The sequence below is a fragment of the Mycobacterium sp. ABE4_509 genome (assembly GCF_056160785.1).
Genome location: NZ_JBSWXU010000031.1, coordinates 1 through 25,915, shown reverse-complemented (window position 1 = coordinate 25,915; position 25,915 = coordinate 1). Strand labels below are relative to the sequence as shown.

Genomic DNA, 25,915 nt, shown 5'->3' with positions numbered 1-25,915 from the left:
CTGGCACGGGTATATCTCGACGCCGGTCAAACCGGCTGGTCAGCGACTAACTGCGCAGGGTGAACCCCGCGTCGAGCGGCCAGCAGGTGCCGGTGATGAACCTGCCCGCCTCGGAGACCAGCCAGGCCACCGCAACGGCGATGTCTTCGGGTTGAACCAGCGCGATCGGCAGCGCGTTCTGCTGGGCCATCAGCCACGGATCGGCGGCGGCGGCCAGCGCCATCGTCGACTCGTTCATGACCATGTCGGTGGCCACACCGCTGGGGTGGATGGTGTTCACCCGGATCGAGTGCGGCGCCAGCTGGCGCGCCCACCCCTGCATCAGGGCGACCAGGGCGCGTTTGGACGCGGCGTAGGCCTGCAGCCCGGCCCGGTTGGTGTCGGAGGCCCGCAGCCCCTGGGTGGAACTCGTCAGCACGATCGACCCGCCGCGACCGCCCCCGATCAGGGCCGGTATCGCGGCGTCGACGGTGTTCCACGCCCCGATCAGGTTGACCTCGATGATCTCGCGGAAGTCCCGGCGGCGTTCGGCGCTGTCGGTCACCCGGATCACGCCCGCGTTGGCGATGACGATGTCGAGCCGGCCGAACTCCTGGAGACCTTCTGCGACCGCGGCATCGACAGCGTCGGCATCGCGCACGTCGGTTTGGCGGGCGAGGACGCGGCGGCCCCGGGCCTCGACGAGTCTGGTGGTCTCGTCGAGATCGTCGGGGGTGGCGCCGGGGTAGTCGGTGAAGTCGAACCCGGAGCAGATGTCGAGCGCGATGATGTCAGCGCCGTTGCCGGCAAGCTGCACCGCGTGCGCGCGCCCCATGCCGCGCGCGGCACCGGTGACGAGCGCAACCTGGCCGTCGAGGTCACCCATCTTCAATCCCCGGTGCTTTCGCTCCTCGCGTCCGCGGCGGGAACTCGACGTCTTTGGTGACCGCTTCCCACTCGTCGATCGACGCCGAGAACGCGGCGAGCTTGTCCCGCACGGCTTTCAGCACGTCACGCCCGAGCAGTAGCCGCAACGGAGGTTCGTCGAGGGCGGCCACCATCAGCACCGCCTCGGCGACCTTGCGGGGGTCGCCCGGCAGATGGTCGGCGAACTCCTTGATCAGCGTCTTTCGTGAGCCGACACTGTCGTCGTAGTCGCTGATCGGCGTCTCGGACTCCCACATCGACCTGGCCGCCCAGTCGGTACGGAACGCGCCGGGCTCGATCGCGGTCACCTTGATGCCGAACGGCGCGACCTCCTGTGCCAGCGCCTCGGTCAGCGCCTCGAGCGCGAACTTGGTCGACGAGTAGTACGCGTTGGGCGGGTTGGCCACCAGGCCGGTCATCGACGAGATGTTCACGATGTGCCCCGATCTGGCGGCCCGCATGCCGGGCAGCGCCGCCTTGATCATGTCGACGACGCCGAAATAGTTGGTGTCGAACAGCTTTCGGACCTGCTCGTCCTCACCCTCCTCGATGGCGGACAGATAGCCGTTGCCGGCGTTGTTGACCAGCACGTCGATGCCGCCGAACGAGTCGGACGCGGCCCGGACCGCGGCGGCGATCTGGTCCTTGTCGGTGACGTCGAGCGCGACGGTCACCGCACGGCCACCGAACTCGCCGGCGAGGTCGGCGACCGATTCGGTGCGGCGAGCCGTCACCACCACCGAATGGCCGGCCTGCAATGCGGCGCGGGCGATCTCGCGTCCGATTCCGGTGGAACAGCCGGTGATCAACCAACGCGCCATGTCAGATCCTCTCCGGAAGCCGACGCAGGTACGCCGCGCGACGTTCGGCCAGCTCGGTGGCCCGTTCCCGGGCCGACACCCGTTTCAGGGTGGGCACCGTCTTCTCCAATTCGTCCAGAGCGACCACCCGCCCGTGTGCGCCCAGGTCCTCCCGAGGGCCGTGCTCGCCGAACTCGGCCATCCGCAGGGTCAGGATGCCCTCACGCAGTCCGTCGGAGTCGATCCAGTTCGCGACGCCGGGGTCGGTGGGTGAGATCACGTAGGTGTAGGTGCCGTCCTCGTTGGGCACCGACTGTGCCTTGTTGAGGCTGCCGGTGCGGTCGCAGATCTCGAGCGTGGTGCCCCAGATGTTGCTCAGCGGAACGGTGAAGTATTCGGCGCCGCCGTCGCTGACGTCGACGACGAACGCCTCGCCGGGCTTCAGGTCGAACCGGCCCATCACGTAGACCTGATTGCGCATCGCCCCCACCTTGTCGGCCGACCAGGCGAGGTTGAACTGGTTGGCCGGCATCTTGTAGATGCCGTGGCTGAGCTTTCCGGTGAAGTTGGCGAAGTGCGCCATCATCGCCGCGGTCGCATCGGCCTGTTCGTCGAGTGTGCGCGGCGCAGTGCCCGGTTCGGCACCCAGCCGCCGCACTGACAGGTGGTTGGGGTCGTCGCGGTCCCAGTGCAGCAGCACATCGCGGATGTAGAACTCGTGCGCCTCTGCCGTGCTCTGCACGTGGTTGGGCCGCCCGTTCGCCGGGGCGGAGTCGACGGTGATGGTGAACGAGCCGTCGTCCTCAACGGCCATGGTGCGCCCGTTGAGGACGGCGACGGTTCCCATGTCGCCGTTCCAGAGAGTGAAGTAGTTCTCGGTCATCCGGTTGGCGCCGACCCGCCCGCGGATCTCATAACGCTCGTCGCCGGAAATCGGGATGACCCGGTAGACGCTGTCCGGATTGTCGATGCCCCAGCGTGATCCGGGAATCGGGTGGCCCGCGACCGGATGGCTCAAGCGGGTGATGCAGCTGACCTCGGGGCGGAGTTTGTCCTGATTGGACGACCACACCGCCGCGGAGAACATCACTTCGGCGAAGGCGTCGTCGAAACGCTCGCGCATGGCCTGCGACGGCTTGGCCCGGCTCAGCCAGGTTTCGGCCACGCTGCGGTAGGCGGCCTGCACGGTCGGGTGGTCGGTGAGAGCCAGCGCAGCGAGCTCTTGTCGGTGTTGTGACGCGGTCGCCACCGGATCGCCGGTGAACTCAGCCATGAACGTCCTCCTGGCTTGCGGGTGACATCAGATCCTCCTCGAGGTGGTTGCGGCAGCAGCGCGGAACCGGGCGTTGTACGCCGTGAAGCGTTCGGCGATGCGGTCGTCTGTCAGCCCGAAATCCCCGGATCCGTAAGGCGCCCGGGCAGGTTCGCGGGGCCGCTCGATCAGCCAGCGACGCATCGCCGCTTCGGCGTCGCGCGTCAGAGGCACACCGATCGCGTCGTACACCCGGGCGACCTGGCCGATCGGATCGGCGACGGCGTCGGCGAATTCGATGTCGGTGCACCGGGCGGCCTCATCGGACCAGCCGTCGCGGGCCCTCATCGCACGGTCGTTGGCCCAGCCCATCCGTTGCAGCCACTGCGCACCCACCCGGTGACGGTCCACCCCGTCGGCGTGCATGGCGTGCAGCGTGGCGTTCAGGCCGGCGCCCGACGGGATCGTCTCGCGCGGATCGCGATGCATGTGCACCAGGTGCAGATCGGGAAACCGGGCCCGCAGGGTGTCGAGATAGCCGAGGTGGGCCGGGGATTTGAGCACCCAGCGACGGGCGCCGGGATCTCCGTGCCCCGCCCGCTGCTTCTGCCACTGCAGGAACTGCAGCATCCGATACAGATAGTCGTATGCCGGGGTGAAGTCCTGACCGTCGATCCACGACCGGTAGACGGGCAGGTGGGCGCCGGATTCGGGCACGTGGGACAGGAACGCGTCGGAGAGGAAGACGATCTCCTCCTCGGCCTCGCGCGCATACATCGGGTGGATGGCGAACAACTCGGGGGCCAGCTCGCGCGAGACCGCTTCGCGCTTCTCGCTGATGGCGATGCGCGGGTCCTCCGCGCTGGACCAGTCGTGGTCGAGGCGGGGTGCGACTTCGACGACCTCCCAGCCATAGGCGCAGTGGAACCGGTTGTCGGCGGCCAGGAGCCGCTGCAGCAGGGTGGTACCGCTGCGCATCATCCCGACGATGACGATCGGCGCGGCGATCACCTCCCGGGTGATCTCGGGATGGCGGTTGATCCACTCCTGCGCACGGAGTCTCATTCGCAGGCTGTGCAGCAGACCCGACCGCAGGATGTGCACGCCGACATCGTTGAGAGCGGCGCGCGAGTAGTCCTGCGCCAGCACACCCAGCGGTTCGGCGAACGGCAGCGGACCCCAGTCGGTCAGCCCCTCCTTCTGCTGCGCGGCACTCAGCAGCGCCGCGGCATCGAAGGGGGCGGCCACGGCGGTCAGAACTTCAGGTGATGGCTGGTGTCGCCGACCTGGTCGACGAACATGATCCGGGTGTCGAACCACCACACACCGTCGACCCGGTGAAAGGTGTCGCGGTAGTGGCCGGTCACGATCACCTGCAGGGGCAACTCCGCCGTGGCCTGCGTGACGCAGTAGTAGGCACTGCCCTGCGCGGTACCCGCGCTCTCGTCGACGGTGATCCGCACGTTGGTGGTGAAGTGCCTGGTCTTGGGGGTGCCGTCGTCGTAGAGGCGGGTGGCCAGGTCGTACATCTGCCGGACCCGCGTCGTGCCTTCGAACACGGTCTCCGGTGGGCCGTCTTCCATCCCGCAGATCCGGCCGTGCGCGAACAGCGCGGCGACTCCGTCCAGGTCACCCGCGTCGATGCGCTCGGCGTAGGTGTACACGAGGTTCTCGATCTCGCGGGCGGCGTCGCTCACGGCGGTAGACAACCAGCGAAAAAGTGTCATGTCAACGTTTTGGGCCAGCCGGTGCAGCGCTAGCCTCGCACGATGACTTCCGAATGGTCGGTGAACCGACTCGGCGACATGACCGGCACGCGGGCGATCGTCACCGGCGCCACCAACGGCGTCGGGCTGGCGACCGCGACGGCGCTGGCCAGAGCCGGTGCCCACGTGATTCTGGCGGTGCGCAACCTCGAGCTGGGGGCGCAGCGGGCCGCCGGGATGGGTGGCGACACGGAGGTGGTCAAGCTCGACCTCGCCGACCAGGCGTCGGTGCGCGCCTTTCCCGGCCTGTTCGACGGCGAGGTGGACATCCTGGTCAACAACGCCGGTCTGGTCGCCCAGCATCGCAGCGACACCGTCGACGGTTTCGAGATGACGCTGGGAACCAACTTTCTCGGCCCGTTCGCGCTGACCAACCTGCTGTTCAGCAGGGTCCGGTCGAAGATCGTCAACGTCGGGTCCGACGCCCACAAGCGCGCGTCGATAGCCTTCGACGATCCGCACCTACGCACCCGAAAGTGGTCGTCGTTCCCGGCCTACGCCCGCTCGAAGCTCGCGGTGATGCTGTGGGGACTCGAACTCGACCGGCGGCTGCGGGAATCCGGGTCGTCGGTGAGCACGTACCTGACCCATCCGGGCTGGGTGGCGTCGAACCTGGCGAATGTGTCCGACACCCCGATCATGTCGGCGTTCAACTCGGTGGCCACCGCGGCGGCCAACCGGATCGGCAACGACATCGACGCCGGCGCCGCGCCCACGCTGTACTGCCTAACCGAGCCCATCCCGCCGGGCAGCTACGTCGGCATCAACGGCCGCTTCGGGTTCAAGGGCGGCCCGACGCTCAGCGGCCGCACCGCGAACGCGTGTGACTACGCCGACGCCCGCCGGCTGTGGGAGTTCGCCGAACGCGAGACCGGCACCGCGCTGACGCTCTAAACCCTGACGACCGCCGGCGGGTGCCAGAGCCCGTCGAGGATCTCGCGCCGCGGTGCATACAGGCGCATCGTTACGCCGAGGGTCCCCAGCGGTGCGGGCAGCCAGTTGGACACCTTATCGGGGCCGGGGTTGGCGTGCTGCAGGAACAGATCCAGGGACCCGTCGGGGTTGTAGGTCAGGTCGTCGCGGTCACCGAGGGCGAATCGGTCCAGCTCGTTGGCGCTCGGAAAACCCTCTTCGTCGTACATGGTCACCGACCAGAACGCGTCGACCGGCGGCAGCGCGCCGGCATCGAAATGAAGCACGTAGTCGTTGTCGCCGGTCAGCGGCGCTCCCGCGCTGTCGGCCAGCACGATCGGGTACACGGCGTCCTCGGGCGGGTTGGCTCCCAGCCCGATCAGGGTGATGACGGCGCGGCGCAGATAGGCGTTGCCGTAGACGCCCATGCCCTCATTCAGCGTCATCCAGCCGTTGGTGATCGTGCCCATCCTCGGTGTGGCGGCCGGCAGTGCTGCCAGAGCGTCCTGCCTGCCCGCCTCGATCTCGGCGAGCTCGTCGGCCGAGAACCGCGCTGCGTCAAAGGGTTTGCCTTCCTCGATGCCGAGGTTGGCCAGCCGGGCGAGGATCGAGAAGTCGGTCGGATGTGGCGGGTTGACCGCCAGCAGGTCAGCGGCGTATGCGAGGAAGTCCGTGGCCGGCATCTCGTTGACGACGCGCATCGGCTCGGTGGTGCTGTCGTAGCTGGGGTCTCTGGTGAACGGGGTCTGGACTGTGGGCGTGAGCAGGTATCCGTCCTGCACGGCGTGCACCGCCGGATAGTCGGACGGGCCGTTGGTCTGGGTGCGGCCGATGATCCACACATAGGGGGTGGGGGCGGTGATGACCTCGACATCGGGCGGCAGCGACCCGGTGTGGCCGGGTCCGACGATGAGGTACTCCTGCGCGCCGGTGCCAGAGGTGCGTTTGCCGGGGTTGGCGAACACGTCGGTCCACATGTCCAGCATCGGCAGCATGAAGTAGCGGTCTGCGGTGTCCGGGACCGTCATCGTGACCGGCCCTTCGGTGAGGTCCAGCCAGGCCGAGGAGTACAGCGTGTCGAAATTGGGCCGCACCACCGCCCGGAAGTTGGCGTCGGGGTAGGCGCGGATGTGGTTGAAGACATTGGGTGGCGCGGACATCGAGGTGGCCCCGTTGAGGGACTGCAGTCGCGTGACGTCCATCGTCACCAGCGGATAGAAGTACAGGAACGCCTCATGGCTCAGCGTCCGCAGATCGGCCGACAGCGTGCTCACGGTCACCCTCCTTGCTTGGGGTGTCGGGGGAGAGCCGACCTTACCGGCTGTCGGTGTCTGGACGGGGACCAACCGCGACCGCGGTGAAGCCCACGTGCGCGGAGCCGGGGTGCCGTTAGATTCGGTGCATGACGGACACGGTGTGGAACTTCGACGCCTCCGACAGCGAGTTGCAGCTGGAAACCGGAGTGACCGGGAGAGCGGCCGCCATGGGGCACCGGCTGACCATCGCGGTCGGTGACTGGCAGGCGGTGCTGCACTGGGCGCACGGGCAGCCCACCGAGTTGGAGCTGACGGTGCAGGTGGACTCGCTCGAGGTCGTGCACGGTGAAGGCGGGGTGAAGGGGCTGTCGGGTCCGGAGAAGACGCTGGCCCGCTCGAACGCTCTGGGGGTGCTGAAGGCCGGCAAGTTCCCCGAGATCTGCTTCCGATCCGCCGACATCGCGGCCACCGAGGGCGGATACCGCATCGCCGGGACGTTGGAGATCTGCGGCACCGCGCGTCCGCAAGTGGTCGACCTGCAGGTGACCGATGCCGGTGAGCAGTGGCAGCTGTCTGCTCGGACCGAGGTTCGGCATTCCGATTTCGGGCTCAAGCCGTACTCGATGTTCCTCGGCGCGATGAAGGTCGCCGACGCGGTGAGCGTGTCGTTCAGCGCGCGGCGCGACAATCCCGATCGCAACTGACAGCCACCGACATCCAGGCCGCTCGCCCGGCCGGGGCCGTGGCCCCGGTGACGGTCGGGCGATCCCGGCGTTTGCCGAGCTAACAGCCTGGCAAAGCGCTGCGGCGGGGGCGGTGGCCGACCCCGGCAAAACAGGTTGCCGCACATCTGCCAGCAAACATAGTGACACTTCGGTTCCTGCGCTGTTGCGATCGCAAACGTGTGCTAGCGTCCGGTTCGAGCATGCCGTTGTGGCGGGCTACCTCAACGACTATTGCTGGAAGTGGCAACCCACGGTGTCTTCATTTGTCTCCGATGAGCAGGTGTCTTCGCCGCCCCCGCGTGGGACGTTGGCGTCTGGGCGCCTCCCTCGAGTGGTGCCGCCGCTGCACCGGGTCCGTCGTACCTTCCGCTCCACCCGGGAACGCTGGCAGGCCACATATGCAAAGAAGGTGTTTTTCAGCGACCTCGTTGTCATTTGCGTGGCCGTCTTCACCGCGCAGATCATCCGGTTCGAACGGATCGGCGACACCACTGACTTGGACTGGGAACTGCGCGCCGGCATCGACTACACGGCCGTGTCGATCGCCCTGGTGGTCCTGTGGATGGCGCTGCTGGGGTTCGTCAACGGTCGGGCCCCGCGCATCCTCGGTCGGGGTGTGGAGGAGTACCGCCGGGCGGTCTCGGCGACCTTCATGTTCTTCGGGGTGCTGTCGATCTTCTTCGCGTTCGTTCTCAACGTCGACTTCGACCGCGCCTACCTGGCCATCTCGCTGTCCATCGGTCTGGTCGGCCTGCTGCTCAGCCGGGGAATGTGGCGGGTCTTGGCGGCGTGGGCGCGCAGCAACGGGAGGTCGCAGACCTCGGTGCTCGTCGTCGGGAGCGAACCGCTGGCCGCCAGCATCGCCGAGAACTTTGCCGGCGAGCACAGAATGGGATTCCGGGTGGTCGGGATCTGCACACCCCGAGGGCCGAGTGCCGAGACACCCGCCCTCGACGTCGCGGGCGCACCGATACCGATCGTCGGCACCGACACGACCATCGTCGATGCGGTGAAGATGACCGGAGCCGACACGGTCGCCGTCGCGCCGACCCAGCGGCTGGGAGCCGCTGAGACGCGCCGACTGATGTGGGACCTGGAGGCGCTGGGCGTCGACCTGATCCTCACCGCGGGGCTGATCGACACCGCCGACAACCGCATCACCTGTCAGCCGGTGGGCCACATGGCGGTGCTGTATGTGGAGCGGCCCCAATACGATCGCGCGAACTCGTGGTCCAAGCGGGGGTTCGACATCACCTTCGCGCTGGGCGCGATGCTGGTGGTGGCCCCGGTGATGATCGCCGCCGCCGTGGCGGTCAAGCTCGCGAGTCCGGGGCCGATCCTCTACTGCGCCGAACGGATCGGCATGGACGGGCGCACCTTCCGGATGTACAAGTTCCGCTCGATGTACGTCGATGCCGAGGCCCAGCATGCCGCGCTGATGCGGGCGGCCGGCGCCGACGCGCTGTTCTTCAAGGTCAAAGACGATCCGCGGGTCACTCCCGCCGGCCGGATCATGCGCAAATTCAGCATCGACGAGCTGCCGCAGTTCCTCAACGTCCTCAAAGGCGACATGAGCGTCGTCGGGCCGCGCCCCCAGGTCCAGCGAGAGGTCGAGTCCTACGACGACCTGATGGGCACCCGGCTGTTCGTCCGCCCCGGCATCACCGGGCTCTGGCAGGTCAGCGGTCGCTCCGATCTGTCGGTCGAGGACTCCATCCGGCTCGACATGTCCTATGTGGAGAACTGGTCGATGGCACTGGACCTGGCCATCATCGTCAAGACGCTGCGTGTCGTGGTGATGGGCGACGGCGCCTACTGAGCGATTCCCGAGCCTCGCCGGGACATCGGACTGGCGATCCAGCGTCAGCGTCACCTGTCAGACCAGGTTGTGTGGGGTGCCCCCGGCAGGATTCGAATTAGCTGCTCCGATGGTTGCCCAGTTCTTCCAGGACCAGCGCAAATGGCCGGTTACCTGCTGTGATGGTGAACCTACACTAGTTGCAGGAGTTCGTAGGACAAAGCCGGAGATGACACGCGGATAACACGCGAATAGCACGGCAGCGGCCAGTAGTCTGCTCACGTGGTCGGCAAGAAGGGGCATCGAGGGTGGGGCTGGATCCGGCAACTCCCGAGCAAGCGTTATCAGGCGTCGTACGTCGGTCCCGATCTGGTTCGGCACAAGGCGCCAACCACGTTCGGCGCCCGAATCGATGCCGAGGGATGGCTGTCACAGGAACGGCGCAAGATCGAGCTCGATACCTGGACCCCGCCGGCGCAACGGGCTGCGGAAGTGAAGGCGAAAGCTGTCACGCTGGGGGACTACGCGTCGAAATGGATCGAGCACCGAAACGTCAAGCCACGGACCCGATCGGCCTACCGCGACATCTTCCGGCTTCACATCGAGTCGCGGCTGGGTGGCCTGGCGCTGAAGAACCTGACCGGTGAGGTGGTGCGTTCTTGGTACGCGGGACTCGGTACGGACCACCCTCGCCGCAACAGCCACGCTTATGGGCTGCTGCACGCCGTGTGTTCGACGGCCGTCGCGGACGGGCTTCTCCCGTCGAACCCGTGCAACATTCCGCGAGCGATGAACCCTCCGCGCCGCCGGGAGCCGGTGATCCTCGCCGTGCCCGAAGTCGCAGCCCTCGCCGATGCCATCGAACCGCAGCGGCTCCGATGTCTGGTGCTTCTGGCGGCTTGGTGTGGCGTGCGTTGGGGTGAGGTGTCGGAGCTGCGTCGCAAGGACGTCGGCGAGGGCAGCGAGGTGTTGTACGTGTCTCGTGCAGTCACGCGGCGGGACGGGGTGTATCGCGTCGACACTCCGAAGAGCGGGAAGGGTCGCACCGTTGTGATTCCGCCGCATGTCCGTGCGGACTTGACCGAGCACCTGGAGTCCAACGTGGGCCGGAACCCTGAAGCCCTGCTGTTCCCGGCTGCGCGCGGGGGTCACATGAACGACCGGGTGTTTAGCCGCGAGTACTTCGCCGATGCGTTGGAGGCGATCGGTCGGAAGGGTGTCCGTGTGCATGACCTGCGCCACTTCGCTGGCACGCAGACAGCGCGGGTCGCCAATCTGTCGGAGTCCATGGCGCGGCTCGGCCACAGCACCGTCAAGGCGAGCCTGATCTACCAGGGCTTGGTGACGGGCCGGGATGCTGCTATCGCTGAGGCACTTTCACAACTCGCAGCGGGAAGCTGACCAGACTTTGAGAGAGGGAGTCGAACTCCAACATGGGGGGTGTGTGCGGGGTCGTCGATGTCATCCCACGCCAGCAGCGGATACCACCCAGATCGGGCGGCCCGGGCCGCGGTGATCCGCGAAGGTTCGGCCCGCGACCTCATGCCTCTGCTGGGCTATGAGCGGTGGGAGCGCTTCGCCGATGCGATCGGACGCGCCAAGGTCGCCGCCCACAACGCCGGATACATCGTGGCAGAGCAAATTCCCGGCGCCGCGAAAATGGGTCAACACCGGCAGCGGCGCGCGCCGCCGGATCGAGCACTACCACCTGTCCCGCTACGCCTTGGCCATGCTCAGGGGGTCTGGGACGTGGGCTTTTGAACGCCCCCGACGACACAGAAGGGTGCACGACTGCGCAGCGCCCTGCTACTGTCGATTTTCGTACCGGATCCACAATCGGGCGCACGCAACGGCAGCCCTTCGGTCACCAGACATCCGGCGGAACCACGAGCGCCGAGGCGATCAGCCAGACACAGCAGCGGATAGTCGCTGCGCAAACGCGCTTAATTTGGCACACGTGCGCTCGACGTCGCACACGTGTGCTAACGTTGAGTCCGTCTCGGAGCTATTGACAACGTATGCCCAAATTGGCGTTTGTCCTTGGGGTCCCGGCGTAACGACGTCGCCGGAGTAGGTAGCAGATGGTGGTTCCACGGCACCGGAACGAGAGTCAACAAGTTGCGATGATTGCTGTCCGCTAGCCGCGAGTTAGTTGGCAATCACTCGAAGCGCTCCCCGCCGATGTTTATTGGCGAAGGGGGCGTTTCTCGTTTCCAAACGCAAGGTTCGAAAGAAATGGGAAGGTCGGCGATGGCTAAGAAACTGAAAACCTTGAAAGAGACCGCCGAGGCGTTCGGCGTCACCCACCACACGGTCCGTAGGTGGATCGCAGAGGGCCGACTTCGAGCATATCGCGTGGGGGCGAGGGCAATTCGCGTTGATGCGGATGACGCCGCAGCGCTTCTGGAGTCGATGACGATAGGCGGTGGCGCCGCCTGACGATTCAACAGCGCAACTGGATGCACCCCGGCGAGTTCCGGGGATTTTTTATGCCCGAAATAGGAAGAGACCCACCTACCGAAAGCGAACCATCCCCATGCCCGATTCCGAAACGCCCAGCACAAATGCGGCCGTCACCGCAGCCGACGCCTTGAAGTACGCGGCCGCGCTCGCCCGCTACACGTCCGAGTTCCCGGTCGACTCGATCTCTGGCTCTTGCTGCGACGGTGACCACGACGCCGAGCTCGACGCGGTGCACGCCATGGTTGATGAGATCGAAGCGCTGGCCGGCAGGTTCGGACATCCGAATCTCTATACCGATGGCCGCCGGGTGCGGACCAGCGCCTGGATCCTGGACAACGAGCTTCGCACCACTCACGTCTGGCATCCGGACCCTTCGGCCGAGGAGCCGCGCTCTTGGCGCGGCCATCTGTCGTCCGGAGGCCCCGGGCTGCCATCTCCGGGTGTCTACGAGGTCACTACTGACCCGGTCACGCAACAGATTCATAGCCGTGTCGTTCGGGTGAGTTCGTGAGATCCCCCCTGGGAGGCCGCGGCCTGATGGCTTCGAGCACTCGCCGGTGCGACAACAGTCGGTCACATCGTCCGGATGTGTGTCTTGTTGCAGGCTCTCCGGATTCATTCGGGGTGGGTTCGACGTCCCTTGGGGTACGTCGCCGTGACGAACGCTACGCCCCCAGTCAACAAAGCTACCGGTCGATCGCTGCGCCGTACGGCCTGAACAAGTTCCGTGTTGGTGCCATTGCGCGGCGGCAGATCTCGGGCCCGCGTCGCATGCCTCAGTCTTATCATCCCGACTGCGCGATCGCGCGAGAGGTCGCCGAGTAGTGGCGCAGAAGGACCGTCGTCTCTACGGCAAGTTCACGCTAGATATGCCGAACAACCAGAAGATCGCGATCCTGTCGGATGCGGCGTTTCGGTGCCTTGTCGAGGCGACGTTGTGGTCCCGGGAACAGCTGTCTGACGGGTTGCTAGCGCGTCGCTACGCGGTCGCTAGGTGGGGGCTAGACGTTTTGCAAGAACTCTGCCACAACGATGACGAGAATCCGTCCCTGATCGAGGTTGAAAAGGGTTGGATCATACATGATTACGCCTATCATCAGGACACTAGGGCAGAGGTCGAGGCCAGGTCTGAGCGCAACAAGGCGGCAGGTCAGAAGGGTGGCCTAGCGAAGGCCAGGCGGCCTGCCAAGCGCGGAGCTAAGCGACCCGCTAGCGCGACGCTGAGCGAAAACCTAGCAGAGACAGAGACAGAGACAGAGACACATGAAGAACCCCCTAGCGGGGGTTCTTCCCGCGCGAAACAGCCGCAGCGGCTACAGCCGTCGTTCACCGAACAGCTCCGCGGCGAACCCGATACGCCGCCACCCACACCGCCAGATGACCGCCAACACCGCCCGGTCGCCTCCACGGCCGCCGCAACCATCGTCCGTGAGGTCATCCCCGCCAACAGCTACCCGCCGGCCGTCCTGACCGAGCTGAGGCTGCGCGTCAGCCTGATGCTCAACGAGGACGCCCCCGAGCACCTCGTCCGGGAAGCGCTGCGCCTCTGGCACGAACGCGACGGCGGACCGGGACTCCTGCCTTACATGCTCGCCGACGCCGCCAAGAGCCTCCGCCCGACTCCGCGCGCCGGCCCCAACGTCACCGCACCCGGCGAGGCCAAGGTCCTCGGCTGGGCGGAACTCGGCAACCCCAACCCCGACACTCGAAAGGCCATCGGACAGTGAACGACGCCCACGACACCGCAGCCAAGGCCCTCGCGAAATGCGCCGCCTACGACCCGTGGTTCCCCCAACCCAACCGGGCCACGGTGCAGGCGTGGGCCGAACAGATCACCCGCTACGAGATCGACCTGCCCGACGCGCTCGCCGGGGTCACGAAGATGTACAGCGACCACGGGTCGGGATTCCGGCCGCTGCCCAAGGATCTCACCGATGCCGCTCGGGCTGTCCGGATCGACCGCCGTCAGCGCGAGCCTGAGTCCGCTCGCAGGGCGCACGAAGCGGCGATCGACGCGAAAGCCGAAGGTCGCGTGAGATCCATCTCGGAGTTCACCGAGAAATTCGGCGGGCTGACAGCTGTCGAGTGAACGATGTCCGATGAGCCGACCGTTTGCTGGTGGTTCGGGTCGGGGTCAGGCTCGGCGGTGTCGACGCTGCGCGAACGACGAACTCAGACGTGCGAATCATGATATGCGGTCGTGAGCGGACGCCGGAGGACGCGAACGACTACAGCCCGCTTCAGGCTGTCACCGGCCAGCCGCTCGGCTGGTACTCGGGTGACGACGGCGAGGTCTGCCCGGAGTGCATGACCAAGACGATTCGGGGGCAGTGATGAGCACCGAAACCTTGGACCGCCCGGATACCGTGCCGGCCGACACGGACAGTGACCGCCCGAAGGTGTTCCACTACGTGAAGAAAGACCAGATCGCCCAGTCGGCGGTTGAGGGCACTCATGTGGTGGCGTTGTGCGGGGAGACGTTCCCGGTGACGAGGTCGGCGAAGCCGGGTTCGCCGGTGTGCCCGGACTGCGAGCGCGTCTACAAGGCGATGAAGAAATGACGGCTGACTCAGTGGCGGGCACGACCCCGCAGTGCAGCTACATCGGCGGCCACGCCGCTGGGTTCGATCCCGAATGTGCCTGGTGCTATCGGGCCACCCTCGTACAGCGTGCGAAGGGTGCGTTGTCCGGTGTCACCGAGGGGGAATGGAGTGTGCAATACGAATGGTGCGACTGCGGCGGCGGCATGCCATGCAGCCACGGCCGCTACCCGTACGCCATTCACGGACCGGCCGACGAGTCGACGCTCAACAGCAACAACTGCAGCGACGACTACAAGCGGGAATACGGGCACCAGATCACCGAGATTGTGGGGCTGTCTGACGCAGACGCGGAGTTCATTGCTCAGTCCAGGTGGTTGGTTCCCGAGCTGGTTTCCGCGTTGGAGCGCGCGAACCTTGTGACCGCAGAGCTGCGGCGCCGTGACGAGTCGGCATCCCGTGTCATCGCGGTACTCACCTCCGAGGCTTTTGACCGACGATTTCGTGCCGATGAGGTGGCCGACGCGTTGTTGGGGGCCGAGGAGGTACTTGAGGTGTTACACGAGCGGGGGACTCGGGGCGTCGAAGCGTCCTGCAGCGCAGGACGTATCGCCGATGTCGGGCGCCCCGGCTGGCGATGGGGTTGGCTGCCGGTCAGCTGGCCTGGTCGGTGGTGAAGCGACTGCACGGCGCGGCTCGGGAGCGGTCGACGTTCACGGTGAAGGTGTTGTCCACCGACGACGTGTACGACGACTTGCACGAGTGGGTGCTGAGCTTGTTGCCGTCTGAGCGGCAGCGAGCGTTGGTGGCGTGGACGTCGAAACGGGACGATCACAGCATCCCGATGCCGGAGGATGGGCCCGTTCCGCCGCCGCGGGTGCGGTTGCGCTACGACGGTTCCCGTGAGCAGACGGTGTCGATCGGCGGGCATCGGGTGCGTGTGGTGGTGGCCGACGGCGACCAGGAGGACCGCGGGAAGAGGTGGAAGCCCGCCGAGATCGTGTTCACGGTGTCGTCGTTGGAGGCGCAGCGGGCGCTGATCGGCGAGATCGGAGAGGTGGCGGTCCGCTGCCGGGAGTCGAAGCGCCGGCCCCGGTTCCGCATGCTGACCGAGTGGGGTGACTGGCAGACGTTGGACGAGTTGCCGTCCCGCGACATCGACTCGGTGATTCTCGCGGCCGGGCAGCTGGACCGCCTGATCGCCGACGTGGAGGGCTTCCTGGCCGCCGAGCAGGACTATCTGCGGCGCTGCATACCATGGCATCGCGGCCACCTCTACGAGGGCCCACCGGGGACGGGGAAAACGTCGGTTGCGCGGGCGCTGGCCAGTCACTTCGGGTTGGACGTCTTGAGGTGAGCCCCTCGGAGTGGTCCAGTCGTTGTGGGACTCTGTTGCTCGAGTGTTCGGGCAGGAAGAATCGGCAACGACATGACATCGAAGAAGCGCCGCCGGCACACCCCGGATCAGATCATCCGCAAGCTCGCCGAGGGCAACAAGCTGCTGGCGGCGGGCCAGGAACTCGACGAGGTGTGCCGTCACCTGGAGATCGCCGAGTCGACCTGGCATCGCTGGATGGCGCAGTACGGCGGCATGAAAGCCAACGACGCCAAGCGGCTCAAGGAACTGGAAGCCGAGAACGCCCGGCTCAAGAAAATGGTGGCCAACCAGGCCCTCGACATCGACATGCTCAAGGAGATCTCGGCGGGAAACTTCTAACCCCGAACCGCAAGCGCAGCGCCGTGACGATGCTGCGCGACCGGTTCGGGGTGTCCCAACGGCGCGCCTGCACCGTGGTAGGCCTACACCGCTCCACGATGCGCCTGACGCCACCGCCGATCAGCACCGAGGAGGCTGAGCTGCGTGCCTGGCTGCGCCGGTTCTCCACCGACCGGCCCCGCTGGGGATGGCGCCGAGCAGCCAAAATGGCCCGCCGAGCGGGCTGGCAGGTCAACAACAAACGCATCCGCCGACTCTGGCGTGCTGAGGGCCTGCGGGTGCCCGAGCGTCGCCGTAAGAAGCCGTTGACCGGCATCGGCGTCGTTGTTGGGGCGATGTCGCCGATCCGGCCTAACGTGATCTGGGCGATGGACTTCGCATTCGACACCACCGCCGACGGCCGCACGCTCAAGATGCTCAACGTCATCGACGAGTTCACCCGCGAGGCGCTCGCGATCGAGGTCGACCGATCCATCAACGCCGACGGCGTCGTCAACGTGCTGCACCGCCTGGCCCTCACCCACGGCGCACCGACCTACGTGCGCTTCGACAACGGACCTGAGTTTGTGGCTCACGCCGTCAACGACTGGTGCCGATTCAACAGCGCTGCTTCATTATTCATCGATCCCGGCTCACCCTGGCAGAACGCCTGGGTCGAATCGTTCAACGGCCGGCTGCGCGACGAACTGCTCAACGCGTGGCGATTCGATTCCTTGCTCGAAGCCCGGGTGATCATCGAAGACTGGCGCCGCGACTACAACGCCAACCGACCCCACAGCGCCCACGGCGAACTCACCCCCACCGAGTTCGCTCTACAGTGGACCACGACCCACCAACCCCAAGTCGCATAGCGACTGGACCACCATTGGGGTCCCTCTCAGTCTGGTATCTGCCGCTGTCGGATGTGAAGAAGGACTGCAACCTGCTGGCGGCGATGGCCCGCATAACACCGCGGTCGATGCTGCTGTTGGAGGACGCCGACGTGTTCCACGCGGCGACGAACCGCGAGGACGGCGCCGGCGTCACCTTGTCGGGGCTGCTGAACGCGTTGGACGGCATCGCCACCCCGCACGGCCTGCTGACGGTGTTGACGACGAACACCCCGGAGATCCTCGACGCGGCGGTGGTGCGGGCCGGACGCGTGGATCTGGTGGAGCACTTCGGGTTGGCCGACAACGACCAGGTGACCCGCCTGCTGGCCCGCTGGTACGGACAGCCCGTCCCGGCGGCCGGTGTGGACGCAGTCTCCCCGGCGGAGGTCATCGAGGCGTGCAAGCGGCACGACGACCCAGCAGCAGCCCTGGCTGATCTTCGCGGACGCACCGTGCCGGGAGGGCAATAGTTGGTCGAGATCGAAAGAGAAAAGCACAGAGTGGGCGTCGTTGATGCGCAACCATATGACGATGCAAGATAGTGACTGGTCTGATGCCGACTACCAAACTTACCGAGAAGCCGTGGAAGCGGCTAGCGAGGTCACCGTGGTTCGCCCTATCGGACCGCCCACAGCTTCGGGTCGCGACGCGGCAATCGTTTTGGTGTTGGACACTCCGGTGAAGATGACCCAGCCGTACCTCAGACTCGAGCTCGACGACACCCTTGGGCCGTTGGACGAATCGAATCAATCGACGTCGGTGCCGTTCACGACTTCAGGTTTTGGCAGTGGAAAGCTAGCCTGCGGCGGTACCAGCGGCAATTCCTGGATTGATCTCATTGTCTGGATCTCCACTGCTGCGTCTAGTGGCGTGGTCGGTGGTGCAGCCTGGGAGGGAATGAAAGCTCTAGCGTCGCGAGTGGGAGCTATCAGGGAACAACCACTCGCACTCGCCGCTCTTACGGCACAAGAGGCAGAACAACGCGCGCGCACCATGGCACATAATTCGTTCCCTCGCCACTCGGCCGGTCTTGTCGTCGTCTCTGTGACCCTGGATGGGGCGGACGCAACGGTAGTAATGGTGGCCGAAGACGGCTCGACGTTTACGGCGAAACCGACCCTTGTGGATGGCGGCTCACTAGGTGTGATTACACGAGTGCACCCGCAGCGTCAGCCGGATTGACGGAGACGAAATCGTGGGTGTCCGTCTCGCTCGGGAATGCCTGCATCGCAGATCGAGGTGTAGCGAGCGGGGCAACACGCCAAATTTGATTGAGACTCCAGCAGTAGCGCCGAAGGACGCCTGATTCACCGCGAAAACCGCCAGTAGCGCATGGTTATCGGCATAGTGGGGACATGAATGGTGCAAAATTCATCACCGTGGAGCGTGGCCCCACGACTTTCGTGTACCGGATCGACGGCACTAAGACCCACCCCTTGACGGGGCGTATCACGTTCAATATGACTGCACTGGAAGCTACGATAAGACCTGTGCCGCTCAAGTTTCCGGCACCGTTGAGAGAACTTGGCAGTAAGCCGGAAGGATTCGACTTCCACTGGGAATCATTGACGTACTTGTTCGATCTCGCCGACCCGGCCAAATTTCCCGTCGTACGGCCCGCGCTCGATGCCGCGGAACATGCGCTCGCTGGGCGATTCGTCACCACCTGCAGGAATTTGGCCACCTATTCGGTCATAAACGATGCGGGAAAGATGACCTTCTCAGCAGATCCCAATGGGGGGCGGAAGGTGACTGCCGACATGCCAAGCCACGAAGCGTTTGCCGGGTTCTCTGTGACGTTCCGTCAGATTCACAACGCCAAGGATGAGGCCAGCTTCTCAAAGGTCGTCAAGGTGATCGAGCGGGCAACAAGTCAACTTGACGGAGTGCAGGCAACGGAAGCCAAGGACACGCTGAGGCGCTGGCAGAAGGCGCGGGGAACATTAATGAACAAGATGGTGGCGACTCTGGTATGTGAGCGGCTCCAGCCTCCGAACCGCCCAGATATACCAAAGAGCTTTCAAGGTGTGAAGCCTGATGAAGTTATCCTCAACTTCAACTACGGCGACACTCTCCACTGGGGAGCGCATAAAGAGCCTTTGGCTGCAATGACCGATGACCCGGACGATGAAGTTTTCTACAAGCACGCTTGCATTGTGGCGATGATTCAGTTGAGCCATCTTTACTTCGGGTTCGCGCAGCTGGTTTTATCTGCGCTGGGTCAGAATGGACAGCAGGCCACGTCAACGACGTGACTCGGCTTGCACCACGCTCAACTCGACGTTTAGGGGTGCTGCTACCGGCGAGTATCAAGGCTCTGAAAGGTCCTGAATGACATCGCTGTAAGTCTGTGCTAGTTTTGAGTCCGTCCAGGAGCTACTGACGACGCATGCGTAGGCTCCGATTCGAGGCCCGCCGACCAGGGGAAACGCACCTGATCGTGGCGGGCCTTTCTCGTTCCCGTTGAGCGGAAGCTGCACCTGATGAAACCGCCCGCCACTGTCGACGTGCCTTGCCCGCACTGCACCCGGATGATCGTGTGCACGCTGCAGATGTCGCCGCGGCCGCCGAAGCCTGGCGGTCGGGACGCCGAGTATCGGGCGACTGTCCCGGATCTGGCTGACCAGTTCGCCGCGCATTACCGCGACGCCGGCCACGTATGACCCGTCGCCGGGTCCGAACGTTCTACATCTCCACGGACCCGATGGGTGTCGGGCGCCGCTTCTGGTTCATCCTGCGGGTGTATCCGACGACGAAGCAGATGCAGGCCGCCGCCACCCGGTACAGCCCGCGTGAGGACTTCACCAACGCGGGCGGAGTGTTCCACGGCCGGTTCTCGTCGTGGCGGAACAACGAGACCGGCCGGCTGACTCGGCACCCGTCGACGGCGTTCATCGGTGTGATGCGGCTGTCACGCCAGTACCTCGAACCGCATGTCGTGATCCACGAGTCGACGCACGCGGCGATCACTCTGGTCCAGGCGCAGAACCTCGTCGGGGAGCTGCGGTTGGGCCGCACACGGGTGCAGATGGACCGCACCGAGGAGCCGCTGTGCCACGCAGTGCACGAGATCTCCCAGGCGGTGCTGCGCGCCACAGACCTGATGCCTCAAGGGGGGTGACGACGTGGCCGACACAAGCCCTGGTGATGGCCCGGCGGATCGCCTGAAGCGTTATTGGGCGTTCGGTGAGGGCGCGGTGAAGATCCGTTGGAACACCCCTGGTGACTTCAACCGCTGTGTACGCAAGCTGCGCGGCAAGCTCCGTGACCCGGAGGGCTACTGCAACGTGATCCACCAGATGGCCACCGGACACCCGCCGGGAACGCATTGAGATCAGGTCGACAAATCGGTCGGCTTCCGCCACGACTCTTTAATCAGCAACTGGATGAATGCGACAGCCGCGCTGCCAGCAATGCCGAAAAGAATTCCCGCCCAGAAGAAGTTGATGGAGTTCTTCTCGACGAGATGATTCCGCACCCCGAAGGCCGGTGGAGGTGGCAAGATCGATTTGGTGGAGTCGGCGCCCCCAAGGCTGTACTCCCACAGTCCACCCTCGCTATTCAAGACAGCAGGTTCCGTGCCTGACCAATCGAATTCCTCGGCATCCGGAAGGGATACCTGGCTCCTGACGCGAACCGCTTCATCTGGGAGGAACCAGATCCCCGTATACGATTGACCCGGCAGGAAAGTTTCGTTCAGCGGGAGCCCGACGTACGGGAATCGGAAGGCAGCTCGGGAAGCATTCCACCCGACCGTGAGCCCATCACTGGCGCCACGTAGATCTACCGTAAAGCCGAAGACGTACTCGTTCTCCGGCAGGTGGCGAGTTACCTCGACAACCTCTCGTGACAAGATTTGCTCAGCAGGCGGCCGCTCGATCATCCGTGGGCGACAAACGGAGCCAGGTGCCTCGCACTTGTCGAACGAGACGCCTGGAGGCAAATTTAGCCTTACCACGAAGTCATCCGCCGGAGAGGCCCGGAAGGTGACGAGAACATTTACCCGGGTGACGTTGTCCGGGACCGGGTCAGGAAGCCTATCTTCAGGCGGCACGTCTACGGGCTTGTAGTACTCTAAGTCCGGTCCTGTCGAGCCCTCATGTAGCTCCAACCACTGAACCTCCGATATCTGAACCTCCGGTATCCCGCTCGGCCCTCCGAAGGAGGCTGGTATCTCGATAACCACACGGTCCGGCAACCGAATCTCTGGGTCGACGTCAGGAATACGCTCACGGCCCCAAAGCGACAAACCGACACTCAACACAAACAGCACAACAAGTTGAGCAGCGAATCGCCAACGTCGAGAAAACCAACGCTCAAGTTTTCCTGGCTGCGGGGGAGCGATACCCCATAGAACCCGCCGACTTCTGCTGATGCCCGTTCCCCGCGCGGCGCACATGGGCAAAGGATAGACACACATGGTCGGCCAGGACGGACGAAGGCGAACACGATGCCCCGCGCACCCCGCCGCTGCCCAGGAGGCAACGGCAACTGCACTGAGCTGATCACCGACACGCGATACTGCGACGAGCACACAGTCGCGTGGAAGGGTGAACGCACAGCGTCGAGCCGAGTAACGTCGGAGCGGCGGTGGAAAGAGCAGGTCCGCCCGAAGGTCCTGCGCGACGCCGGATACCAGTGCCAGATCCGATACGAGGGCATCTGCACCGGGTACGCCGACACGGTCGACAAGATCGAACCCGCAGCGCGGCGCCCAGACCTCGCACACGACCCGTCGAACTGGCAGGCAGCATGCGACGCCTGCAACGAGCACAAAGCCCGCACAGGCGATCGTGGCCGCAGCAATCGGCATCCCTGAGCCGGTCCCAGCGCGCCGCCCAGACCCCCTGGCCTCCACCCCCTCCCCCGGGTAAGACCGGGACGCCGCGTAGTTCTGTGAAAAATGCTCTGTACGGGTTAGGGAAAAATTCGGGGTGCGGAGCACTGGCGGCAATTCAACTGCCCCGCAACAGCTTTCAAAGCGTCGTAATTCGTTGCGGCGCAATGCCTTTCCCGCCATGGGAGCTGCATCTTTCCTGACATAGGAGCCCCGCATGCCCGGACCACCTGCGAAGGACGCCTCTACTCGCGGTCGGCGCAACAAGACGACGACCCGCGCAGTGATCAGCAAGCCTGACAAGACGGCCGACGATGTTGCCGAAGAACCCGCTGGGGATGACGAGGCACCGCCGAAGCTGCCGTCCAGCATCGAGTGGTACGACGAGGTCCAGGCATGGTGGGACGACCTGTGGGAGTCCGAGCCGCGCAGCGAGTGGATCGACGTCGACATTCACCTGCTCTACGTCGCGGCGCGGCTGTATCAGATGATGCTCGACCCGCGCACGAAGGCCACGACGGCGAAGGCGCTGGCCGGCGAGTACCGGCAGATCCTGGTGCAGTTCGGCCTGACGCCGATGGCGCGCCGGTCGTTGCAGTGGGAAGTCCAGCGCAACCCCAAGACGCCGGCGCGCAAGGCGGTCGGCCAGTCGACGTCATCGGCGAAGGCGACCCCAGGAGCGGCAGCGCGCACTGATCCTCGCAAGAGGCGCCTGCAGTCCGTGAAGTAGCCGCCGCGTGGAGCTGATCGTCCCCCCGGACACGAAGGTGCTGTGGCCGACGCTCGGCGAACAGGTCTGCGACTTCCTGGAAGCCCACTCTGTGTTCGGACCGGGCGACCTCAAAGGTCAGCCCTACACGATGGCCGAGGACTGGCAGTACGTCACCTACCGGTCCTATGAGCACTGGCCGAAGGGGTCGAACCGTGCTGGCCGGCGCCGGTTCCAGCGGACGAACGTTTCGATCCGAAAAGGCGCGGCCAAGACCGAGTTCCTCGGCCAGATCGCGTTCGCGGAGCTGCACCCGCATGCGCCAGTGCGTTTCAACGGCTACAACCGCAACGGTTCCCTGGCGCCGGGGCGGCCGGTGGTCGATCCGTTCATCCCGCTGCTGGCCAACGCCAAGATCCAGGTCGAGGAGCTGGCCTACGGCGCGCTGAAGGTCATCTGCGAGAACTGCCGGATTGCGCGGTGCTTCTGCCCGGAGTGCGACGGCGATCGGTGCCACTGGTGCGGCGAGGACTGCATCGGGCCGGACGCATTCGACATCGGCGTCGACCGGATCATCCGCAAGGGCCCGGACGGCAAGGCCGACGGCAAGTGCGTTCCGGTGGCGACAGCACCGGATACGAACGACGGCGGCCGCACCACTTTCAACGGCTACGACGAAACACACCGCCTGTACCTGCCGTCTGAAAAGTCCGCGGTGACCACCATGGACGAGAACCTGGGCAAGAGGTACGCCCAGGACCCGTGGGGCATGGCGGTGACCACCGTGGGTGAGCCCGGCCAGGAATCCGTGGCCGAGGACGACCACTTCGAGGCCGAGGCCATCGCCCGTGGTGAGGTCGACCGGCCGGACGTGTTCTACTTCCACCGCCAGGCCGGCGACAACTGGGACATGCGCAAGTTCGCCGACCGTGTCGAGGCGATCCGCGAAGCCTCCGGGCCGGATCTCGCCTCCCGCACCGATCTCGAGCGGATCGCCGCGCGGTGGGACAAGCCGAAAGCCAACAAGGCCTATCTCGAGCGGGTCTGGTGCAACCGGTGGCTGCAGCAGTCGGCGCAGGCGTTCGACATCGAGCGTTGGAACACGCTGTTCGTCGAGGACGTGATCCCGCCGAAAGCGTTTGTCACGATCGGGTTCGACGGGGCGCGGAAGCGAGACGCGACCGGGTTCGTCGTCACCGACGTCAAGACCGGTCTACAGCAACGCGAAGGCATCTGGGAGAAGCCCTCCAACGCGGGCCCGGAATGGGAAGTCGACCAGCTTGAGGTCAACGAGAAGCGCAGGGAACTGTACCGCCGGTTCCGTGTGCTCAAGCTCTACGCCGACCCGCCGCACTGGAATGACACCGTGGGCGAGTGGTGGGCCGAACACCCAGACACCGTCGAGGAGTTCTGGACCAACCAGCGCCGCCGGATGTTCAAAGCCATCCAGGCCTACGAAGATGCGATCGCGTCGGGCAGCGTGAAGCACAACAGCCCGACAGGGGACAACGACGGCGACCTGGCCGCGGTGGGGGACCTGACCCGCCACCTGCGCAACGCCGGCCGCCGCTACACCAACCTCGTCGCCGACGAGGAAACCGGTGAACGGGTGTGGATTCTGACCAAGATCCACCCCGACCGGAAGTTCGACCTGGCGATGGCCGCGATCCTGTCGTGGCAGGCCCGCATGGATGTGCTGCCCCACGTGCCGAAGCCGAAGAAACGCGTGTTCGCTCGAATCAGATAGGGAGGGTGAGGACTTGGCTGATCTCTCCCCCCAGGATTGGTTCGACAAGCTCAACGCCCGCTTCACGAAGGCGACCCGCCCACAGTGGTCGGACAAGCTGCACCGACCGGTCGCGATCAGGCCCCGGAACGAGGTCCTGGACACGCTGTGGTCGTACAACATCGGCGATGCACCGCTGCCGCAGGTCGCCGACGGCTACGAAGACGCCTTCCGTGACGTGATCCGGCAGGGTCGCTGCAACTACGCGCCGATGTGTGTCGGCGCGATGCTGGACCGGATGGAGTTGCACGCAGTCTCCACGCTGATCGACAACGACGCCGGCGGCGACGACATTGCGGCCAAGATCATGGACGAGTCCGGCTTCAGCGCGATGGCCAAGGACCTGTTCGGCTATCAGTTTTCGATGGGCGAAGCGTTCGCTATGGCTGTCGACAACGGCGCCGACACGCCGACGGCGCATGCGATCGACCCGCGCCGCTGCATCGGGATACCGGATAGCACCAACCCGATCCGTCTGCAGGCGGCGGTGGTCAAGGACTACGACCCCGTCCAGGAGGTGGAGAAGGCTCACCTGTTCCTCCCGGGAAATCGCTGGGATGTCGAATACAACGGCACATCTTGGACAGTGCTCAAACCGGATGAGCCCGAATTGGTTCGGGTGCCGAAGAAGCTGGGCGGTATCCCGATCGTGCGGTTTCTCAACCCGCACGGACTCGGCGAGTACGAACGCCACCTCGACCTGCTGGACCGGATCAACGACATGACGTTGAAGCGGCTGATCATCGTCGCTTACCAGGCATTCCGGCAGCGAGCGATCATCGGTGACGACAAGACCGAAGACGACGATGACGATGACACCGACGACGTCGTCGACTGGGACGCGCTGGCTGCCACCGTGTTCAAGGCCAACCCGGGTTCGCTGTGGAAGGTCCCCGACGGGTTCAAGTTCTGGGAATCCGCGGCGATGGACCTGGGGTCGATCCTCAACGCCAAGCGTGACGACGTCAAAGAGTTCGCCGCCGTCACCAGCACCCCGCTGCACCTGATCACCCCGGACGCTGCGAATGGCTCCGCAGAGGGCGCGGGACTGATGCGGGAATCGGCTACGTCGAAGATCCGGGACCGCCGGGCGAGGGTGACGCCGCAGATGAAGCTGTTGTGGCGGATCCTCTTCGCGTTCGCGGGCGAGGCGGACCGGGGGACGGCGGTGAAGCTGCACTGGGGTCCGATCGAGTTCCGCACCCTGGCGGAGAAGGCTTCGGCTGCGTCGCAAGCGGTGGGCACCCTGTCGCTGCAGCAGCGCTGCGAGCAGATCTTCGAGATGACGCCGGAGGAGACCGAGGCGAACATCAACCAGATGGCCGCGGAGCAGATCCTGCTGCCGAACGCCCCGACCACTCCCACATCCCCGACGACCCCGCCGCCGGCGGCCGAGCAGGCGGATGTCGACGCCGCTTAGCGCGCCCACCACCTACCAGCAGGCGCTGGCCATGGCCGCCGAAGCGGCAGCGGCGAAGTCGTCGACCTCGGCCGCCGAGCACGCCCTGGCGGTCACCGCCGTAGCGGCGGACGGTGTCATCGCCGCCCGGGACCGCGCGGCCGCCCACGCCAAGCA

The 25,915-nt window shown here is 65.4% G+C and carries 30 protein-coding genes; 23 read left to right on the top strand and 7 right to left on the bottom strand.

The annotated features are described in order from the left end of the window. Positions 1-46: 46 nt before the first annotated feature. From ACXAID_RS09615 to ACXAID_RS09595, 5 genes are read right to left on the bottom strand one after another with little or no spacing between them, the layout of a single operon-like run. Positions 47-865 carry a mycofactocin-coupled SDR family oxidoreductase gene (locus ACXAID_RS09615; protein ID WP_475021973.1) on the bottom strand — a complete coding sequence of 273 codons (819 nt, stop codon included), beginning with the start codon at positions 863-865 and terminating at the stop codon, positions 47-49. Further along, positions 858-1,727 carry an oxidoreductase gene (locus ACXAID_RS09610; protein WP_475021972.1) on the bottom strand — a complete coding sequence of 290 codons (870 nt, stop codon included), beginning with the start codon at positions 1,725-1,727 and terminating at the stop codon, positions 858-860. Before ACXAID_RS09610 ends, ACXAID_RS09615 begins: the two co-directional genes overlap by 8 nt. A gap of 1 nt (position 1,728) precedes the next feature. Then, the gene (locus ACXAID_RS09605; RefSeq protein WP_475021971.1) at positions 1,729-2,979 is read right to left on the bottom strand and encodes a hypothetical protein; all 1,251 of its coding nucleotides are present in this window, start codon (positions 2,977-2,979) and stop codon (positions 1,729-1,731) included. Positions 2,980-3,006: 27 nt separating this feature from the next. Next, on the bottom strand, positions 3,007-4,206 hold the full coding sequence (locus tag ACXAID_RS09600; protein ID WP_475021970.1) for a sulfotransferase family protein: 1,200 nt from the start codon (positions 4,204-4,206) through the stop codon (positions 3,007-3,009). A gap of 5 nt (positions 4,207-4,211) precedes the next feature. Beyond that, positions 4,212-4,655: a nuclear transport factor 2 family protein gene (locus ACXAID_RS09595; protein ID WP_475021969.1), complete on the bottom strand. Its 444-nt coding sequence runs from the start codon at positions 4,653-4,655 to the stop codon at positions 4,212-4,214. Positions 4,656-4,727: 72 nt separating this feature from the next. Here ACXAID_RS09595 and ACXAID_RS09590 point away from each other — a divergent pair, with 72 nt between their 5' ends. Continuing rightward, on the top strand, positions 4,728-5,618 hold the full coding sequence (locus tag ACXAID_RS09590) for an SDR family NAD(P)-dependent oxidoreductase (RefSeq protein WP_475021968.1): 891 nt from the start codon (positions 4,728-4,730) through the stop codon (positions 5,616-5,618). Here ACXAID_RS09590 and ACXAID_RS09585 read toward each other — a convergent pair. Continuing rightward, positions 5,615-6,910, bottom strand: coding sequence for a DUF1254 domain-containing protein (locus ACXAID_RS09585; protein ID WP_475021967.1), 1,296 nt, complete (start codon positions 6,908-6,910; stop codon positions 5,615-5,617). The genes ACXAID_RS09590 and ACXAID_RS09585 overlap by 4 nt on opposite strands. Positions 6,911-7,038: 128 nt before the next feature. On the opposite strand from ACXAID_RS09585, the gene ACXAID_RS09580 reads away from it, so the two are divergent. The 18 genes from ACXAID_RS09580 (at position 7,039) to ACXAID_RS09495 (ending at position 20,339) form a co-directional block, all read left to right on the top strand. After that, positions 7,039-7,596, top strand: coding sequence for a YceI family protein (locus ACXAID_RS09580; protein ID WP_475021966.1), 558 nt, complete (start codon positions 7,039-7,041; stop codon positions 7,594-7,596). A 301-nt stretch (positions 7,597-7,897) separates the two neighbouring features. Next, entirely contained in the window at positions 7,898-9,436 is a 1,539-nt protein-coding gene (locus tag ACXAID_RS09575; protein WP_475021991.1) for a sugar transferase, read from the top strand. Positions 9,437-9,697: 261 nt separating this feature from the next. Continuing rightward, on the top strand, positions 9,698-10,816 hold the full coding sequence (locus tag ACXAID_RS09570; RefSeq protein ID WP_475021965.1) for a tyrosine-type recombinase/integrase: 1,119 nt from the start codon (positions 9,698-9,700) through the stop codon (positions 10,814-10,816). 141 nt (positions 10,817-10,957) lie between these two features. Beyond that, on the top strand, positions 10,958-11,176 hold the full coding sequence (locus ACXAID_RS09565) for a hypothetical protein (protein ID WP_475021964.1): 219 nt from the start codon (positions 10,958-10,960) through the stop codon (positions 11,174-11,176). A gap of 489 nt (positions 11,177-11,665) precedes the next feature. Then, positions 11,666-11,854 (top strand): excisionase family DNA-binding protein, encoded by a 189-nt coding sequence (locus ACXAID_RS09560; RefSeq protein ID WP_475021963.1) that lies wholly within the window; start codon positions 11,666-11,668, stop codon positions 11,852-11,854. Positions 11,855-11,951: 97 nt separating this feature from the next. After that, complete coding sequence (locus ACXAID_RS09555; RefSeq protein WP_475021962.1) at positions 11,952-12,389, top strand: hypothetical protein; 438 nt, start codon at positions 11,952-11,954, stop codon at positions 12,387-12,389. Between the two features lie 313 nt (positions 12,390-12,702). Further along, a complete protein-coding gene (locus tag ACXAID_RS09550; RefSeq protein WP_475021961.1) occupies positions 12,703-13,605 on the top strand; it encodes a hypothetical protein in 903 nt (300 codons plus the stop codon). Then, entirely contained in the window at positions 13,602-13,967 is a 366-nt protein-coding gene (locus ACXAID_RS09545; protein ID WP_475021960.1) for a hypothetical protein, read from the top strand. The genes ACXAID_RS09550 and ACXAID_RS09545 overlap by 4 nt, the downstream gene beginning before the upstream one ends. Positions 13,968-14,211: 244 nt before the next feature. Continuing rightward, positions 14,212-14,439: a DUF3039 domain-containing protein gene (locus ACXAID_RS09540; RefSeq protein ID WP_475021959.1), complete on the top strand. Its 228-nt coding sequence runs from the start codon at positions 14,212-14,214 to the stop codon at positions 14,437-14,439. After that, positions 14,436-15,095, top strand: a complete 660-nt coding sequence (locus ACXAID_RS09535) for a hypothetical protein (RefSeq protein WP_475021958.1) — start codon at positions 14,436-14,438, stop codon at positions 15,093-15,095. The genes ACXAID_RS09540 and ACXAID_RS09535 overlap by 4 nt, the downstream gene beginning before the upstream one ends. Next, positions 15,092-15,775 (top strand): AAA family ATPase, encoded by a 684-nt coding sequence (locus tag ACXAID_RS09530; RefSeq protein ID WP_475021957.1) that lies wholly within the window; start codon positions 15,092-15,094, stop codon positions 15,773-15,775. Before ACXAID_RS09535 ends, ACXAID_RS09530 begins: the two co-directional genes overlap by 4 nt. A 72-nt stretch (positions 15,776-15,847) precedes the next feature. Further along, positions 15,848-16,986, top strand: a protein-coding gene (locus tag ACXAID_RS09525) for an IS3 family transposase (protein WP_475021956.1) whose coding sequence is annotated in 2 segments (ribosomal slippage) — positions 15,848-16,118 and positions 16,118-16,986 — 1,140 coding nt in all. Because the reading frame shifts where the segments join, the coding sequence is not laid out codon by codon here. Positions 16,987-17,000: 14 nt separating this feature from the next. Further along, entirely contained in the window at positions 17,001-17,477 is a 477-nt protein-coding gene (locus ACXAID_RS09520) for an AAA family ATPase (protein ID WP_475021955.1), read from the top strand. Positions 17,478-17,538: 61 nt separating this feature from the next. Next, a complete protein-coding gene (locus ACXAID_RS09515) occupies positions 17,539-18,189 on the top strand; it encodes a hypothetical protein (protein ID WP_475021954.1) in 651 nt (216 codons plus the stop codon). A gap of 173 nt (positions 18,190-18,362) precedes the next feature. After that, on the top strand, positions 18,363-19,262 hold the full coding sequence (locus ACXAID_RS09510) for a hypothetical protein (protein ID WP_475021953.1): 900 nt from the start codon (positions 18,363-18,365) through the stop codon (positions 19,260-19,262). 228 nt (positions 19,263-19,490) lie between these two features. After that, the gene (locus ACXAID_RS09505; RefSeq protein ID WP_475021952.1) at positions 19,491-19,670 is read left to right on the top strand and encodes a hypothetical protein; all 180 of its coding nucleotides are present in this window, start codon (positions 19,491-19,493) and stop codon (positions 19,668-19,670) included. After that, positions 19,667-20,128, top strand: coding sequence for a hypothetical protein (locus ACXAID_RS09500; protein ID WP_475021951.1), 462 nt, complete (start codon positions 19,667-19,669; stop codon positions 20,126-20,128). The genes ACXAID_RS09505 and ACXAID_RS09500 overlap by 4 nt, the downstream gene beginning before the upstream one ends. A 4-nt stretch (positions 20,129-20,132) precedes the next feature. Then, on the top strand, positions 20,133-20,339 hold the full coding sequence (locus ACXAID_RS09495; protein WP_475021950.1) for a hypothetical protein: 207 nt from the start codon (positions 20,133-20,135) through the stop codon (positions 20,337-20,339). 2 nt (positions 20,340-20,341) lie between these two features. On the opposite strand, the gene ACXAID_RS09490 is transcribed toward ACXAID_RS09495, so the two are convergent. Then, positions 20,342-21,280: a hypothetical protein gene (locus ACXAID_RS09490; RefSeq protein WP_475021949.1), complete on the bottom strand. Its 939-nt coding sequence runs from the start codon at positions 21,278-21,280 to the stop codon at positions 20,342-20,344. Between the two features lie 177 nt (positions 21,281-21,457). On the opposite strand from ACXAID_RS09490, the gene ACXAID_RS09485 reads away from it, so the two are divergent. From ACXAID_RS09485 to ACXAID_RS09470, 4 genes are all read left to right on the top strand, one after another. Continuing rightward, complete coding sequence (locus ACXAID_RS09485; RefSeq protein ID WP_475021948.1) at positions 21,458-21,826, top strand: HNH endonuclease; 369 nt, start codon at positions 21,458-21,460, stop codon at positions 21,824-21,826. Positions 21,827-22,061: 235 nt separating this feature from the next. Beyond that, positions 22,062-22,574 (top strand): phage terminase small subunit, encoded by a 513-nt coding sequence (locus tag ACXAID_RS09480; protein WP_475021947.1) that lies wholly within the window; start codon positions 22,062-22,064, stop codon positions 22,572-22,574. 7 nt (positions 22,575-22,581) lie between these two features. Further along, complete coding sequence (locus tag ACXAID_RS09475; protein ID WP_475021946.1) at positions 22,582-24,300, top strand: terminase; 1,719 nt, start codon at positions 22,582-22,584, stop codon at positions 24,298-24,300. A gap of 13 nt (positions 24,301-24,313) precedes the next feature. Beyond that, positions 24,314-25,759 carry a phage portal protein gene (locus ACXAID_RS09470; RefSeq protein ID WP_475021945.1) on the top strand — a complete coding sequence of 482 codons (1,446 nt, stop codon included), beginning with the start codon at positions 24,314-24,316 and terminating at the stop codon, positions 25,757-25,759. The last annotated feature ends 156 nt before the right edge of the window (positions 25,760-25,915 follow it).

What these genes read in the sequence shown, in the direction of transcription:
- ACXAID_RS09615 (WP_475021973.1), bottom strand. Translation starts at nt 865, where the DNA reads ATGGGTGACCTCGACGGCCAGGTTGCGCTCGTCACCGGTGCCGCGCGC.
- ACXAID_RS09610 (WP_475021972.1), bottom strand. Translation starts at nt 1,727, where the DNA reads ATGGCGCGTTGGTTGATCACCGGCTGTTCCACCGGAATCGGACGCGAG.
- ACXAID_RS09605 (WP_475021971.1), bottom strand. Translation starts at nt 2,979, where the DNA reads ATGGCTGAGTTCACCGGCGATCCGGTGGCGACCGCGTCACAACACCGA.
- ACXAID_RS09590 (WP_475021968.1), top strand. Translation starts at nt 4,728, where the DNA reads ATGACTTCCGAATGGTCGGTGAACCGACTCGGCGACATGACCGGCACG.
- ACXAID_RS09580 (WP_475021966.1), top strand. Translation starts at nt 7,039, where the DNA reads ATGACGGACACGGTGTGGAACTTCGACGCCTCCGACAGCGAGTTGCAG.
- ACXAID_RS09565 (WP_475021964.1), top strand. Translation starts at nt 10,958, where the DNA reads ATGCCTCTGCTGGGCTATGAGCGGTGGGAGCGCTTCGCCGATGCGATC.
- ACXAID_RS09560 (WP_475021963.1), top strand. Translation starts at nt 11,666, where the DNA reads ATGGCTAAGAAACTGAAAACCTTGAAAGAGACCGCCGAGGCGTTCGGC.
- ACXAID_RS09555 (WP_475021962.1), top strand. Translation starts at nt 11,952, where the DNA reads ATGCCCGATTCCGAAACGCCCAGCACAAATGCGGCCGTCACCGCAGCC.
- ACXAID_RS09540 (WP_475021959.1), top strand. Translation starts at nt 14,212, where the DNA reads ATGAGCACCGAAACCTTGGACCGCCCGGATACCGTGCCGGCCGACACG.
- ACXAID_RS09535 (WP_475021958.1), top strand. Translation starts at nt 14,436, where the DNA reads ATGACGGCTGACTCAGTGGCGGGCACGACCCCGCAGTGCAGCTACATC.
- ACXAID_RS09515 (WP_475021954.1), top strand. Translation starts at nt 17,539, where the DNA reads ATGCAAGATAGTGACTGGTCTGATGCCGACTACCAAACTTACCGAGAA.
- ACXAID_RS09510 (WP_475021953.1), top strand. Translation starts at nt 18,363, where the DNA reads ATGAATGGTGCAAAATTCATCACCGTGGAGCGTGGCCCCACGACTTTC.
- ACXAID_RS09505 (WP_475021952.1), top strand. Translation starts at nt 19,491, where the DNA reads ATGAAACCGCCCGCCACTGTCGACGTGCCTTGCCCGCACTGCACCCGG.
- ACXAID_RS09500 (WP_475021951.1), top strand. Translation starts at nt 19,667, where the DNA reads ATGACCCGTCGCCGGGTCCGAACGTTCTACATCTCCACGGACCCGATG.
- ACXAID_RS09485 (WP_475021948.1), top strand. Translation starts at nt 21,458, where the DNA reads ATGCCCCGCGCACCCCGCCGCTGCCCAGGAGGCAACGGCAACTGCACT.
- ACXAID_RS09480 (WP_475021947.1), top strand. Translation starts at nt 22,062, where the DNA reads ATGCCCGGACCACCTGCGAAGGACGCCTCTACTCGCGGTCGGCGCAAC.